Below are 14,000 nucleotides of genomic sequence, written 5' to 3'. Positions count from 1 at the left end.
GGAGAATCCTGGCGGGGCACCCGACAGCCGGTGACGGGCGGGCACACGGAGGAGACGCGGTGACGGCGAGCACGACCGACCGACCGCTCCGGCGGGCCACCCAGGGCCCGCCCCGGCACCGCCCCGGCACCGCCGTACACCCCGGTCAGGTCGTCGCCACGCAGGTCGCGCTCGCGTTACCGGTGGCCGCGTACGGTCGCGGGCCGGTGCCCACGGTGCTCGCCGCGGTCGGTGCGGTGGTCCTGGCCGGTCTCGGCTGGGGGCGCTGGCACGGGCGGTGGCTGTTCGACTGGTGGGGCACCGCCGTCGGGTTCCTCACCCGCCGGCACGCCCTGCCCGCCGGCACCGCCCCGGAGGCACTCCTGGGCCTGCTGCTTCCCGACGCCGCGCTGGCCGGCGTGGAGTTGGCCGACGGGCCGGCGGGGGTGGTCGACGACGCCACCGGGCTGGCCGTCCTGCTCGACCTGGGCGACCCGGGCGATCTGCTCGGTGACCGGTCCCACCCGTTGCCGGCGCCCGGCACGCTGCTCCCGCCGGCCGGGCCGGAGCAGCCGCCGGTGCGGGTGCAGGTGCTGCTGCACGCCGTGCCGGCCCCGGCGGCGGCCGGTGGCGCGGCCGGCACGTCGTACCGGCAGTTGACCGAGGGGCGGGTGCCGGGTCAGGAGCGGGCCCTGCTCGCCGTCCGGGTGCTGCGGGCACCCGGCTGGTCCGACGCGGACCTGCGTCGGGCGCTGGCCGGCACGGTGCGGCGGATCGTCCGCCGGGTGGGGCCACTGCCGGCCCGTCCGCTGGGCGGGCACGCCGCGCTGCGGGTGCTGGCCGAACTCGCCCATCACGACCCCGACCGGCCGGTGCGCGAGAGCTGGTCGAGGTTGTGCACCGGCGACCAGCACCAGGCCACCTTCCGGTTGGTCCGCTGGCCGGACGCCCGGGTCGATCCGGGTCGCCGCCTGGTGTCCCGACTGCTGGCCCTGCCGGCGACCGCCACCACCGTCGCGGTCGGGGCCGGCCCGCGCGTCGGCGACGCCGCACCGGCGACGTGCCTGACGGTACGGCTGGCCGCCACCACCCCGGTCGCGCTGGAACACGCCGCCGAGGGGTTGTCCCGGCTCGTCGCCGACGCCGGTGGTGAGCTGCGTCGACTCGACGGGGCGCAGTTGCCCGGCCTGGCCGCCACGTTGCCGTTGGCGGCGCCCGGGGTGGCCACGCCGGGGGTCGAGCCGCCGGAGCTGACCCTCGGCGGGGCGGGGCTGATGGTGGGGGCCAACCGGCAGGGCGGCGCGGTGACGGTCCGGTTGTTCCGCGCCGAGGGCACCCGGTTGGTGCTGGTAGGCGGGCTGGCGGCGGCCCAGTTGCTGGTGCTGCGGGCGTTGGCGCTGGGGGCCGGGGTGCTGGTGCAGACCGGTCGGCCACGCGCCTGGGAGCCGTTCGTACGCGGGGTCGGCGGGCAGCAGGGCGGGGTGGTGGTGGTGCCGAGCGGGCGGGCGGTCGGCGTCACCGGCTCCCCGCTGCGCCCGCTGCTGGTGGTGGCCGACGCGGGTACGGCTGCCGGCGAGCCGCCGCCCGGGGCGGGGTGGGTGTCCACCCTGGTGGTCCGGGACGGGTTGACCCCGGCGGACGTCGACACCCTCGGCCGGGCCGACCTGGCGGTGCTGCAACCCCTCGACCCGTCGGAGGCCGCCCTGGCGGGCACCGCGCTGGGGCTGGGCGGTGCGGCGGAGTGGTTGACCCGCATCCGGGACGACATGGTCGCGGTGGTCAACCGGCGGGCGCTGCGCTGGGCGCTGCTCTCGCCCACCCCGATCGAGTCGCAACTGGTCGGTCGGCCCGGCCGGCGCTGACCGCACGGGTCACCGTGGTTTCCCTGGCTGGACGGCACGTGACACGATCCCGGCCATGGATTTTCTGAAGGGTCTTCTGATCCGGCTGGGCTCCACGGTGGTGGCGTTCTGGCTGGCGACGCTGCTCATCCCCGGCATCACGCTCGACACCGGCTCGGCCGGCGAGGCGATCGTCACCCTGGTGCTGGTCTCGGTGATCTTCGGCGTGGTCAACGCCGTGCTCCAGCCGGTCATCAAGACCGTCGGCTGCGGCTTCTACCTGCTCACCCTCGGGCTGATCGCCCTGGTCGTCAACGGGCTGCTGTTCCTGCTCACCAGCTGGATCGCCGGGCAGGCGGACCTGCCGTTCCACGTGGACGGGTTCTGGCCCGAGGCGGTGCTGGGCGCGCTTCTGGTGGGCATCGTGACCTGGGTCCTCGGGGCGATCCTCGACCGCGACTGAACCGGTGGCCGGCCGCCGCTCCCGCGGGGCGGTGGCCGGCCGGCGTCGCCCCGCCGGGGCGGCCACCGGACGGGCACTGGTCGGCGGGACGGCCACCGGGCGGGAATTGGCTGGCGGGACGGCCACCGGACGGGGTTAGCGTGGCGGGGTGTTCTCGTTGACCCATCCCGACGGCTGGCAGCTCGACACCGACCCGGAGCGCATCGACCGGGACCGGGTGCACCACTGGCTCTCCACCGACGCCTACTGGGCGCTGGGGCGCAGCCGGGAGACGACGGAGCGGGCCCTCGCCGGCTCGACCCCGTACGGCGTCTACCGACCGCAGGACGGCGGGCAGGTCGCGATCGCCCGGGTGGTCACCGACCGGGCCACCTTCGGCTGGCTCTGCGACCTCTACGTCGACCCGCAGGCGCGGGGGCGCGGCCTGGGCACCTGGCTGGCCGGCTCGATCCGCGACCATCTCGCCGGGTACGGCGTACGCCGGATCGCGCTGTCGACCGCCGACGCCCACGGGGTGTACGCGAAGCTGGGCTTCACCCCGGCGTCCCCGGCGCGGTGGATGGAGTGGGTGCACCAGCGGTGACCCCGCTCACCGGAAAGGAGCCCGATCCGGCCGTACCCCTTACGGTGGGATCGTGACTCCGCTACGGCTCGGCTACCTGTACGGCTTCGGCGCGTACCTGCTCTGGGGTTTCATCCCGATCTACCTCAAGCTGCTCCGGCCGGCCGGGCCGTTGGAGATCCTCGCCCACCGGATCATCTGGTCGGTGGTGTTCGTCGCGCTGCTGCTCGCCGCCCTGCGCAACGTCGGCTTCCTGCGGTCGCTGGCCCGCCGCCCCCGGACGCTGGCCGGGATCGTCGTCGCGGCGGCGCTGATCGCGGTGAACTGGGGCACCTACATCTACGGGGTGAACTCCGCCCGGGTGGTGGAGACCGCCCTCGGCTACTTCATCAACCCGCTGGTGTCGGTGCTGCTCGGGGTGCTGGTGCTGCGGGAGCGGCTGCGCCCGGCACAGTGGGTGGCGCTCGGGGTGGGAGCGGCGGCGGTCGCGGTGCTCACCGTCGACTACGGCCGGCTGCCCTACCTGGCGTTGATCCTGGCGGCCAGCTTCGCCGGCTACGGGTTGACCAAGAAGCGGCTCGGGCTGCCGGCGGCGGAGGGGCTGTTCGTCGAGTCGGCCGTGCTGGCGCTGCCCGCCCTGGGCTACCTGGGCTGGTTGGTGAGCCGGGGTGGGTCGACGTTCGGCGAGGTCTCGGCCGGGCACACCGCGCTGCTGGTGGCGGCCGGGGCGGTGACGGCCGTCCCGCTGCTGCTGTTCGCGGGCGCGGCCAACCGGCTGCCGCTGACCGCGCTCGGCATGCTCCAGTACGTGGCCCCCGTCCTCCAGCTCGGCTGCGGCGTGCTGATCTTCCACGAGCCGATGCCGCCGGCCCGGCTGGCCGGCTTCACCCTGGTCTGGCTGGCCCTGGTGATCTTCAGCCTGGACGCGCTGCGCAACGGTCGACGCACCCGGGCCGCCGCCCGCGCCGCCGATCCGCTGCCCGCCACCGTGCACTGAACCACCCGACCGCCGCGCGGCCTACGGGGATCAGCGGACGTCGTAGCTGAGCACCAGCGTCCCGTCGGCGCGCAGCAGTTCGAGGCGGACCAGTTCGGCGTCGGTGAACCGGGTCGCCCCGCGCAGGTTCACGTCGTCGCCGGGGGCGGCCAGCCAGGAGGCGATCTGCTCCGTCGCGTCGTCCGGCCCCCGGGCCACCAGCCGGAACGTGTACGCCTTGCCGTAGCCGGCCGTCGCGTCGTACCCGCAGTGCATGGTGACCTCGGTGCCCCACTTGGTGCCGCTCAGCCCGATCTCGGCGTGCACCGCCGGGGTCTTGGCCGCGACCGGCGCCATCGACACCATCCGTACCGCCTGGGTGGTCGGCGTGGGCGTCGGGGCCGGACGCAGGGCGGACGCCCCGGCGACGCCCAGCACCAGGGCGAACCCGGCGGCGACGAGGGCGGTCAGCGCGTACCGTCGGCGGCTGCGGGTCCGCTCCCGACGGCGACGGTCCCGGGCGGTGGCGATCAGGTCGGGCACCCGGCTGACCTCGGGCGGTGGCGGAAGGAACTCCTCCAGCGTGGTCGGGTCGAGCCGGCCCAGCAGACCCGGCAGCACGGCGATCTCGGCCACCGCGTCCCGGCACGCCGCGCACCCGCCCAGGTGCCGCTCGTAGGCGGCCCGGTCGGCGGGGGCGAGCGCACCCAGCACGTACGCGCCGTCGTCGTGTGCGAACTCGCAGCGGGTCATCCGGTCACCCCCATCTCGGCCAGGGCCAACCGTAGTGAACGCAACGCGTAGTGGGTGCGGGACTTGACCGTCCCCGGTGGCACCCCCAGCCGGGCCGCCGCCTCGGCCACCGAACGGCCCTGGTAGAAGCACTCGACCAGCACCTCCCGGTGGGTGGGGCTGAGCCGGCTCAGCGCCTCGGCGATGGTCCAGGCCTCCACCGCGCGCTCCGCTTCGTCCACCGTCTCGGGCGGCTCGGGAAGGTCGTCGGTGAACACCTCGCCGACTCGGGTCGACCGTCGCCGCCAGGCGTCGATCGCCAGGTTGCGGGCGGTCGTGAAGAGCCACGCACGGACCGAGCCGCGACGCGGGTCCAGCGACTCGGGGTGCCGCCAGGCCCGCAGCAGGGTCTCCTGCACCAGGTCCTCGGCCCGGGTGCGGTCCCCGTTGACCAGCCGCAGCGCGTGCGCGTAGAGCGCCTCGGCGTGCTCGTCGTGCAGGGCGCGCAGCAGTTGGGCGTCGTGGTCGCTGATGGTGATCCCCTCGCTTCCCGCCCGACGGGTCCGGCGAACGTGTCCGCCGGTTATTACGCGCCGTGACCCCGAACGGTTCAGCGGTGACTGCTGTTCACATCCGGTTCACACCGAGTCCGGTGGCCGCTCACCCCGTCCTGGCAGCGTCCGGCCGGTACGCACGTCGCGCAGGTGACAACGGCGTGCCACCGACCTGCTTCCAGGAGGCTTTCTTCCATGAGCGACCGCCCCCGGCTGCTCCCGCTGCTCGGCACCACCCGGCACGGCAGCCGCGATGCGATGACCTGCCTGTACCGCTGCGGCAACGCCTGCGACCATCCGGTACCCAACACCTCCGACAACACCTACTTCGGCGACCTGGTCGAGGGGGAGGTGACCCGGCGGGGCGTGGTCCGGGCGGGTGCGGTGGGCGCGCTGGTGCTCGGCTTCGGCGGTGCCGCCGCCGGTGCGCTGGCCGGGGCCGTCCCCGCCGCCGCCGCGCCGGCCACCCCGGTGGTGCCGGAGGTGGCCGACCCGACCGCGCCGCAGCGCGGCGTCGGCAACGGCGCGCTGACCTTCAAGCCGATCCCGCCGAACCAGCTCGACACCCTGGTCGTCCCCAACGGGTACGACCACCACGTGGTCATCCGCTGGGGTGACCCCGTGCTGCCCGGTGCGCCCCGGTTCGACCTGCACGGGCAGACCGCCGCCGCCCAGGCCAAGCAGTTCGGCTACAACAACGACTTCGTCGGGGTGCTGCCGCTGGACCGGCGGGGCAGGCGGGCGCTGCTCGTGGTCAACCACGAGTACACCAACGAGGACCTGATGTTCCCCGGCTTCACCGGCCTGGACAACCTCACCGTCGAGCAGCTGCGCACCGCGATGGCCGCGCACGGCATGTCCGTGGTGGAGCTGGAGCGGGTCGACGGCACCGGGCAGTGGCGGGCGGTGGGCCAGGGCCGGCGGCCGTACAACCGACGGGTCACCGCGCTGGCCACGAAGTTCGAGCTGACCGGCCCGGCCGCCGGCTCGGCGTGGCTGCGTACCGCCGCCGACCCGAAGGGCCGCACGGTGGTCGGCACCCTGAACAACTGCGCCGGTGGGGTCACCCCGTGGGGGACGGTGCTCTCCGGCGAGGAGAACTTCAACCAGTACTTCGTCGGCGCCGACGCCGCGCCCGCCGAGCTGAAGCCGAAGTTCGACAGGTACGGCATCACCACCGCCGCCCGCCACCCCAGCGGCAGCCGGAAGTGGGAGCGGGCCGACGAGCGGTTCGACCTGGCGAAGCACCCCAACGAGGCGCACCGGTTCGGGTGGATCGTCGAGATCGACCCGTTCGACCCGGAGAGCCGCCCGCGCAAGCACACCGCGCTGGGCCGGTTCAAGCACGAGGGCGCCAACGTCATCGTGGCCCGCGACAAGCGGGTGGTCGCGTACATGGGTGACGACGAGCGCTTCGACTACCTCTACAAGTTCGTCTCCGACAAGAAGTTCATGCCTGGCGACTCCTGGGTGGCCCGCAAGAACAACCTGACCCTGCTGGAGTCGGGCACCCTCTACGTGGCGCAGTTCGCCCAGACCAGCGCCGCCGAGATCGACGGCTCGGGCAGGCTGCCCGCCGACGGCGCGTTCAACGGCACCGGCCGGTGGATCAGGCTGGTCAGCGGCAACCGCTCGTACGTCGACGGGATGACCGCCGCCGACGTGCTCACCTTCACCCGGCTCGCCGGGGACAAGGTCGGCGCGACGAAGATGGACCGGCCGGAGGACGTCGAGCCGAGCCTGCTCACCGGCAAGGTGTACGTGGCGCTGACCAACAACTCCGACCGGGGCAAGGCCGGCAAGCCGGCGGCCGACGAGATCAACCCGCGCAACCTCAACAAGCACGGGCAGATCCTGGAACTGGTCGAGGACCGGGGCGACAACACGGCCGAGTCCTTCACCTGGTCGCTGCCGATCGTCGCCGGTGACCCGGCCGACCCGTCGACCTACTTCGCCGGGTACGACAAGACGAAGGTGTCGCCGATCTCCTGCCCGGACAACGTCGCCTTCGACGCCACCGGCAACCTCTGGATCTCCACCGACGGCAACGCGTTGGGCAGCAACGACGGCCTGTTCGCCACCGCCGTCGAGGGACCGGAGCGGGGGCACCTGAAGCAGTTCCTCACCGTGCCGCTGGGTGCGGAGACCTGCGGGCCGTTCATCACCGGCGACAACCGGTCGGTGTTCGTCGCCGTGCAGCACCCCGGTGAGATCACCGGCGCGTCGGTGGAGAAGCCGGCGTCGACCTGGCCGGACGGCGACTACGCCAAGCCGGGCGTGGTGGTCACCTGGCGGCTCGACGGCGGCCCGATCGGCAGCTGACGCGCCCGTCCCGGGTCGGCCCCCGCCGGGCCGGCCGCGAAGGCCCTCTCCCGCTTCGGTCCGGGAGGGGGCCTTCGCCCGTACGCCGGGCTGTCAGAGGTCGGCGGCGATGCCGTCGGCGACCGCGCGGGCGGCGGTGAGCAGCTTGGCGCGGACCACCCGGGCGGAGGTCATCATCTCGCTGGCGGGCAGGGCGCAGGCCAGCACCACCCGCCGTTCCATGTCCTTGTCCGGGGTGACCAGGACGGCGGCGCACGCCACCCCCTGCCGGAACTGCCCCAGCTCCAACTGCATGCCCCGCCGGTCGCCGGCGGCCAGATCCGCCTCGAACGCCTCGGGGCTGGTCAGGGTGGCGGTGGTGAACGGCCGCATGCCGTAGTCGCGCAGGTAGCGCAGGCGCTGCTCGGTGGTGAGGGTGGCCAGCAGCGCCTTGCCCAGGGCGGTGGCGTGCGCGCCCTCGTCGAAGCCGGGGACCATGTCCTCCAGGTACGGCGAGCGGGCCCCCTCGGCGACGGCGGTGACCGCCACCTGGCCGCCGACGAACCGACCCAGGTAGTGGCTCCAGCCGGTGTCGACGGCGGCCCGCCGCAGCGACTCGCCGACGGCGGCCGGGCCCCGGAACGCGGTGACCAGTTCCCGGTACCGGTCGGCGATCTCCAGTCCGACGATGTAGGTGCCGTCCTCCCGCCGGATCACGTAACCCTCGTAGGCCAGGGTGCGCACCAGGTGGTACGTGGTGGCGACGGTCAGCTCGCAGCGCCGGGCGATCTGCTTGACGGTCAGGCCCTTCGGGGCACGACCGACCGACTCGAGCACGCGTAGCGCGCGGGACACACTTCGGATCAGATCCGAAGGTTCCGCCAGGGGGTCACGCACAACCACCTCCGCAGCCGGGGACTTACACCATATGAAAAACCCGGCCAAGACGGAACGCCCGTTCGGGTGGAGGATGCCAGATCAGGCGGTATACGGCGGGTTCCCAGGCGACACGCCGAGCGTTGTCAGGAACACGACTCGCGTAGGTTGGGCCCACGATGACCGACACCGCCCTCAGCCGTACGCCGGCCGTACGCCCCCTGCGGGCCGGCAGCGGGGCGGTCGCCACCACCATCGCCAGCGTCCTGCCGGTCTTCCTGGTCGGCGGGCTCGCCGTGCAGATGGGCGACGACCTCGGCTTCTCCCCCGCCGGACTGGGCCTGGCCGTGTCGGTCTACTTCGGCGTCAGCGCGCTCGCCGCGGTGCCGTCGGGCCGGCTGGTGGAGCGGGTCGGCCCGGCCGTGGTGGCCCGCGCCGCCGTCGGACTCGCCGCCGGCTGTCTGCTCGCCATCGCCGGACTGGCCCGCTCGTACCCGGTCCTGGTCGGCCTGCTCGCGCTCAGCGCCGCCGCCAACGCGCTCGGTCAGCTCGCCAGCAACGCCGCGCTGGCCCGGCACGTGCCCGCCCGGCGGCAGGGCCTGTCGTTCGGGGTGAAACAGGCCGCCATCCCCGCGTCCACCCTGCTGGCCGGGGCGGCGGTACCGGCGATCGCCCTCACCGCCGGCTGGCGCTGGGCGTTCGTGGCCGCCGCCGGGGCCGCGTTGGCCGCGCTACCGGCCGTACCCCCGCAGCCGGCCGGACCGGTACGCGAGCGCGCGGCGGAACGCGGCGGTGGGGCCACCACGGCGCTGGTGGTGGTCGGCGTGGCCGCCACCCTCGCGGCGGGCGCAGCCAACGCGCTGGGCACCTTCGTGGTCGACTCGTCGGTGCACCGGGGCCTCGCCCCCGGCCCGGCCGGACTCGTGCTCACCCTGGGCGGCGCGGTCTGCGTGGCCGCCCGGATCGGCGTCGGCTGGCTGGCCGACCGGCGGGACACCGGTCACGTCGCGCTGATCGCCGTGATGCTGGTGCTCGGGGCCGTCGGGTTGGGGCTGCTGGCGGTGACCGGGGCGGTGCCGCTGACCGTCGGCGTGGTGCTCGGCTTCGGGTTGGGCTGGGCGTGGCCCGGCCTGCTGAACTTCGCGGTGGTCCGGCTGCACCCGCAGGCCCCGGCCGCCGCCACCTCGATCACCCAGACCGGGGTGTACGCCGGCGGCTGCCTCGGCCCGCTCGGCCTCGGTGCGCTCGCCACGGCCGGCGGCTACCCGGTGATGTGGCTGACCGCCGGGGTCGCCATGCTCCTCGCCGCCGTCCTCATGCTCACCGGCAGCAGGTTGCTGCGCCGCTCCGCAACGGCCTGAGCGGACCGGACCCGGGTGGCGCGGGGTTCAGCTGGTGCGGTCGGCGATGTAGTCGCAGAGCGACTCCAGCGCCTGCCGGGCCGGAATCCGGGGCAGCGGCGTCAACCGGGCGCGGGCGTCCTCGGCGTAGCTGCGGACGGTCTCCCGGGCCCGCTTGAGCGCCGGGGACTCCCGGAGCAGGCCGAGCGCCTCGGTGTGCAGCGCGTCGTCGACCAGCGGGCCGGTGGCCAGGATCTCCCGCAGCCGCACCGAGGCCGCGTCGGAGTCGTCGCCGGCCAGTGCGTAGAGCACCGGCAGGGTCGGCACCCCCTCCCGCAGGTCGGTGCCGGGTGTCTTGCCCGACTGCATCGACTCGGAGGCGATGTCGAGCAGGTCGTCGGAGAGTTGGAAGGCCACCCCGATGGTCTCGCCGTAGCCGGCGAGGGCCTCGGTGTGCTCCCCGGCCGCCCCACCGAACATGCCGCCGAACCGGGCCGAGGTGGCGATCAGGGAGCCCGTCTTGTCGGCGATCACCCGCAGGTAGTGGTCGACCGGGTCCTCCGTGCGGGGGCCGACGGTCTCGGCGATCTGCCCGTGCACGAGCCGGGCGAAGGTGCGCGCCTGGAGCCGTACCGCCTCCGGGCCGAGGTCAGCGGCGATGTCGGCGGCCCGCGCGAAGAGGTAGTCGCCGACCAGGATGGCCACCGAGTTGGTCCAGCGGGAGTTCGCGCTGGGCGCTCCCCGCCGCACGGCGGCCTCGTCCATCACGTCGTCGTGGTAGAGGGTGGCGAGGTGGGTGAGTTCCATCACCACGGCCGCCGGCACCACCTGCGGGCCCGCCGGGTCGCCGAACTGCGCGCCCAGCGCCACCAGCAACGGCCGGAACCGCTTGCCGCCCGCCTCGACGAGGTGCCGGGCCGCCTCGCTGACGAGCGGGTCGGCGCTGGAGACGCTGGCCCGCAGCTCCACCTCGACGTCGTCCAGCAGGCCCAGCACGGACGCCTCGACCCGCGGATCGGCCAGGTGCACACCGAGCGCACCCACCTGACCCGTGCCCGCCCGGCCCCGACGACCACCGGAGCCGACGGCACCTGAACGCTCCCCCGTCGGAATCACCACGCCATCAACCATGCCACACCCGTTCGACCTGCTCCGGCCGGGGGATACGGCCGTGGGGCCGGCACGCCTGAGCGCACCGGCCCCACGGCCGAACGGAACGGATCACCTGACGAATGCTGCGGCGTCCGTCGCCAGGTCGAGCAGGGGAGCCGGCAGCACGCCGAGGATCAGGGTGGCGGCCACCCCGATCATCAGCGCGGTGGCGGTCAACCCGCCCGGCACCGCGACGGTCGGGGTGCTCTCGCCCGGCTCGGAGAGCCACATCATCACCACGACCCGCAGGTACGGGAAGGCCAGCACCATGCTGGTCAGCACACCGGCCACCACCAGCCAGGCGTGTCCGCTCTCCAGCGCCGGACCGAAGACCGCGAACTTGCTCATGAAGCCGCTGGTCAACGGGATACCGGCGAAGGCCAGCAGGATGAAGGTGAAGACCCCGGCGTAGAACGGCGAGCGGCGGCCCAGCCCGGCCCAGCGGGACAGGTGGGTGGCCTCCCCGTCGGCGTCCCGGACCAGGGTCACCACGGCGAACGCGGCGAGCACCGAGAAGCCGTACGCGGCCAGGTAGAACATCGTGCCGGAGACGCCCGCGCCGGTCGGGGCGAGCACCCCGACGAGCAGGTAGCCGGCGTTGGCGATCGACGAGTACGCCAGCAGCCGCTTGATGTCCGTCTGGGTGACCGCCAGCACCGCGCCGATCAGCATGGTGAGCACCGCCACCACCCCGAGGACCGGGGTGAAGTCCCAGGCCGCCTGGTCGAACGCCACGTGGAAGACCCGCAGCAGGGCACCGAACGCGGCCACCTTCGTGCAGGCCGCCATGAAGCCGGTTACCGGGGTGGGCGCGCCCTGGTAGACGTCCGGGGTCCAGACGTGGAACGGGGCGGCGGCGGCCTTGAACAGCAGGCCGATGGCGATCAGCGCCATCCCGGCGAACAGCAGCACCTCGCTGGCCGGGGACTCGTTCACCGCGGCGTGCACGGTGGCGAAGTCGACGCCTGCCGAACGGCCCGGGATGCCGGCGGTGAAGCCGTACACCAGGGCCACGCCGAACAGGAAGAACGCCGAGGCGTACGCGCCGAGCAGGAAGTACTTCATCGCCGCCTCCTGGCTCAGCAGCCGCCGGCGACGGGCCAGCGCGCAGAGCAGGTAGAGCGGCAGGGAGAAGACCTCCAGCGCGATGAACATGGTCAGCAGGTCGTTCGCCGCCACGAAGATCAGCATGCCGCCGATCGCGAAACTGGTCAGCGGGTAGACCTCGGTCGCCCCGTTGCGCCCCTCGGCCTGCTGCCGGTCGTCGGCCGACTCGGCGGTCACCGCCGCCTGGGCGACGAACGCACCGCCGCGCTCCACCGACCGCTCACCGATCAGCAGCAGCGCCATCGCGGCGAGCACCAGGATGGTGCCCTGGAGGAAGAGGGTGGGGCCGTCCACCGCCAGCGCGCCGCCCGCCGTGACCCGCCGGACGTCGGCGCTGAGCACCACCATCACCAGCGCGGCGAGCACCGCCAGCAGGGACAGCGAGAGCTGCACCAGGTGCCGGCGGCGGCGCGGCACGAACGCCTCCACCAGGACACCGAGCAGGGCGACCCCCAACATGATCAGGATCGGGGCGATCGCCGCGTAGTCGATCGACGGCAACTTGAGTTCGGTCACTGCGGATGCCGCCTTTCGTTCGCGACTGCGGCGCTCACTTCGCAGCCTCCTGGACGCTGCCGACCTCAGGGGCGGGATCGGTCTTGCCGACGTCCTGCATGGTCGCCTGGACGGCGGGGTTGATCACATCGGTGACCGGCTTGGGGTAGAAGCCGAGCAGCACGATCAGGGCGATCAGCGGAGCGACCACTGCCTTCTCGCGCAGGGTGAGGTCGCGGTGCATCGCCTTGACCTCGGTCAACTCCGGGTTGAGCGTGCCCTGGGTGGTGCGCTGCACCATCCACAGCACGTACGCCGCCGCCAGGATGATGCCCAGCGTGGCGATCACCGCGACCGGCTTGTTCACCGTGAAGGTGCCGATCAGCACCAGGAACTCGGAGACGAACGGCGCGGTGCCGGGCAGCGCCAGCGAGGCCAGACCGGCGAAGAAGAGCACCCCGGCCAGCAGCGGGACCAGCTTGCCCGCCCCGCCGAAGTCGGAGATCAGCGACGATCCCCGGCGGGCGATGAGCATCCCGACGACCAGGAACAGCAGGCCGGTGGCGAGCCCGTGGTTGAGCATGTAGAGCACCGCGCCGGTACCCGCCTGGGTGGTGAAGGCGAAGATACCGACCCCGATGAACCCGAAGTGCGCGATCGAGGTGTACGACACCAGCCGCTTCAGGTCGGACTGGCCGACGGCCAGCAACGCGGCGTACAGGATGCCGATCAGCCCCAGTGCCAGCGCCCAGGGGGCGAACCACTTCGACGCCTCCGGGAACAGCGGCAGGCAGTACCGCAGGATGCCGAACGTGCCGACCTTGTCCAGCACGCCGACCAGCAGCGCGGCGGCACCCGCCGGGGCGGCCCGACCGGCGTCCGGCAGCCAGGTGTGGAACGGGAAGAACGGCGCCTTGATCGCGAAGGCGAGGAAGAACCCGAGGAACAGCCAGCGCTCCGTGCCGGTGGAGATGTCCACCTGGGTCAGCGTCTGCCAGTCGAAGGTCTTCCCACCGACCACCCACAGGCCGATCACCGCGGCCAGCATGAACAGCCCACCGACCAGCGAGTACAGGAAGAACTTCACCGCCGCGTACTGCCGCTGGTGGCCGCCGTAGCTGCCGATCAGGAAGTACATCGGCACCAGCATGACCTCGAAGAACACGTAGAACAGGAAGACGTCGGCGGCGGCGAAGACGCCGATCATCGTGGATTCGAGGACGAGCAGCAGGGCGAAGTAGGCCGGCACCGAGCGCTTCGACGCGTCGGCGTCGTGCCAGGACGCCAGGATCACCAGCGGCACCAGCACCGCGATCAGCATCAGCATGACCAGCGCGATGCCGTCGACGGCGAAGGTGAAGTTGACGTCCCAGGTGGGGATCCACGGGTACGACTCGCGGAACTGGAGCCGGTCACCGTCGGCCTGGAAGGAAACCCACATCACCACCGACAGCGCCAGCACCAGCAGCGACCAGCCGAACGCCACCTGCTTGGCCAGGTCGGGCCGGCGACGTGGCAGGAAGGCCACGACCAGGGCGCCGACCAGCGGTGCCACGGTCAGCACCGAGAGGAACGGGAAGTTGGACATTATGCGGCCTTATCTCCGTCGTGGATGCGGGGTC

12 protein-coding genes are annotated in these 14,000 nt (G+C 73.3%); 6 read left to right on the top strand and 6 right to left on the bottom strand.

Annotated features, from left to right (window positions below):
• Positions 1-59 precede the first annotated feature (59 nt).
• From eccE to rarD, 4 genes are all read left to right on the top strand, one after another.
• A complete protein-coding gene (eccE, locus tag ACN261_RS11150) occupies positions 60-1,841 on the top strand; it encodes a type VII secretion protein EccE (RefSeq protein ID WP_421485113.1) in 1,782 nt (593 codons plus the stop codon).
• A 55-nt stretch (positions 1,842-1,896) separates the two neighbouring features.
• Positions 1,897-2,283 carry a phage holin family protein gene (locus ACN261_RS11145; RefSeq protein ID WP_425849879.1) on the top strand — a complete coding sequence of 129 codons (387 nt, stop codon included), beginning with the start codon at positions 1,897-1,899 and terminating at the stop codon, positions 2,281-2,283.
• A gap of 148 nt (positions 2,284-2,431) precedes the next feature.
• Positions 2,432-2,866: a GNAT family N-acetyltransferase gene (locus tag ACN261_RS11140; RefSeq protein ID WP_421485111.1), complete on the top strand. Its 435-nt coding sequence runs from the start codon at positions 2,432-2,434 to the stop codon at positions 2,864-2,866.
• A 52-nt stretch (positions 2,867-2,918) separates the two neighbouring features.
• Positions 2,919-3,842: an EamA family transporter RarD gene (gene rarD / locus ACN261_RS11135; protein WP_421485110.1), complete on the top strand. Its 924-nt coding sequence runs from the start codon at positions 2,919-2,921 to the stop codon at positions 3,840-3,842.
• A gap of 30 nt (positions 3,843-3,872) precedes the next feature.
• Here rarD and ACN261_RS11130 read toward each other — a convergent pair whose 3' ends face one another.
• Entirely contained in the window at positions 3,873-4,574 is a 702-nt protein-coding gene (locus ACN261_RS11130; protein WP_425849877.1) for an anti-sigma factor family protein, read from the bottom strand.
• The gene (locus ACN261_RS11125) at positions 4,571-5,065 is read right to left on the bottom strand and encodes a sigma-70 family RNA polymerase sigma factor (protein ID WP_245854939.1); all 495 of its coding nucleotides are present in this window, start codon (positions 5,063-5,065) and stop codon (positions 4,571-4,573) included. Before ACN261_RS11125 ends, ACN261_RS11130 begins: the two co-directional genes overlap by 4 nt.
• Before the next feature lie 237 nt (positions 5,066-5,302).
• Between ACN261_RS11125 and ACN261_RS11120 the strand changes: the two genes are divergently transcribed.
• Complete coding sequence (locus ACN261_RS11120) at positions 5,303-7,429, top strand: PhoX family protein (protein WP_425849874.1); 2,127 nt, start codon at positions 5,303-5,305, stop codon at positions 7,427-7,429.
• Positions 7,430-7,522: 93 nt separating this feature from the next.
• On the opposite strand, the gene ACN261_RS11115 is transcribed toward ACN261_RS11120, so the two are convergent.
• A complete protein-coding gene (locus ACN261_RS11115; protein ID WP_088646144.1) occupies positions 7,523-8,305 on the bottom strand; it encodes an IclR family transcriptional regulator in 783 nt (260 codons plus the stop codon).
• Positions 8,306-8,463: 158 nt separating this feature from the next.
• Between ACN261_RS11115 and ACN261_RS11110 the strand changes: the two genes are divergently transcribed.
• Positions 8,464-9,645, top strand: coding sequence for an MFS transporter (locus tag ACN261_RS11110; RefSeq protein ID WP_425849872.1), 1,182 nt, complete (start codon positions 8,464-8,466; stop codon positions 9,643-9,645).
• A 27-nt stretch (positions 9,646-9,672) separates the two neighbouring features.
• Here ACN261_RS11110 and ACN261_RS11105 read toward each other — a convergent pair whose 3' ends face one another.
• The 3 genes from ACN261_RS11105 to ACN261_RS11095 all read right to left on the bottom strand — a co-directional run bounded on the left by ACN261_RS11105 (position 9,673) and on the right by ACN261_RS11095 (position 13,966).
• On the bottom strand, positions 9,673-10,755 hold the full coding sequence (locus ACN261_RS11105) for a polyprenyl synthetase family protein (RefSeq protein ID WP_421485106.1): 1,083 nt from the start codon (positions 10,753-10,755) through the stop codon (positions 9,673-9,675).
• A 90-nt stretch (positions 10,756-10,845) separates the two neighbouring features.
• Positions 10,846-12,399: an NADH-quinone oxidoreductase subunit NuoN gene (gene nuoN / locus ACN261_RS11100; RefSeq protein WP_204925777.1), complete on the bottom strand. Its 1,554-nt coding sequence runs from the start codon at positions 12,397-12,399 to the stop codon at positions 10,846-10,848.
• 34 nt (positions 12,400-12,433) lie between these two features.
• Positions 12,434-13,966 (bottom strand): NADH-quinone oxidoreductase subunit M, encoded by a 1,533-nt coding sequence (locus tag ACN261_RS11095; RefSeq protein ID WP_421485105.1) that lies wholly within the window; start codon positions 13,964-13,966, stop codon positions 12,434-12,436.
• Positions 13,967-14,000: the final 34 nt, after the last annotated feature.

This window comes from Micromonospora sp. WMMD723, from assembly GCF_049863385.1.
In the GTDB taxonomy this organism is placed as follows: domain Bacteria; phylum Actinomycetota; class Actinomycetes; order Mycobacteriales; family Micromonosporaceae; genus Micromonospora; species Micromonospora wenchangensis.
Note: the sequence above shows the minus strand (reverse complement) of the source record. Positions and strands in the feature narration are given on the sequence as shown.

What these genes read in the sequence shown, in the direction of transcription:
- ACN261_RS11145 (WP_425849879.1), top strand. Translation starts at nt 1,897, where the DNA reads ATGGATTTTCTGAAGGGTCTTCTGATCCGGCTGGGCTCCACGGTGGTG.
- ACN261_RS11130 (WP_425849877.1), bottom strand. Translation starts at nt 4,574, where the DNA reads ATGACCCGCTGCGAGTTCGCACACGACGACGGCGCGTACGTGCTGGGT.
- ACN261_RS11120 (WP_425849874.1), top strand. Translation starts at nt 5,303, where the DNA reads ATGAGCGACCGCCCCCGGCTGCTCCCGCTGCTCGGCACCACCCGGCAC.
- ACN261_RS11110 (WP_425849872.1), top strand. Translation starts at nt 8,464, where the DNA reads ATGACCGACACCGCCCTCAGCCGTACGCCGGCCGTACGCCCCCTGCGG.
- ACN261_RS11105 (WP_421485106.1), bottom strand. Translation starts at nt 10,755, where the DNA reads ATGGTTGATGGCGTGGTGATTCCGACGGGGGAGCGTTCAGGTGCCGTC.
- ACN261_RS11095 (WP_421485105.1), bottom strand. Translation starts at nt 13,966, where the DNA reads ATGTCCAACTTCCCGTTCCTCTCGGTGCTGACCGTGGCACCGCTGGTC.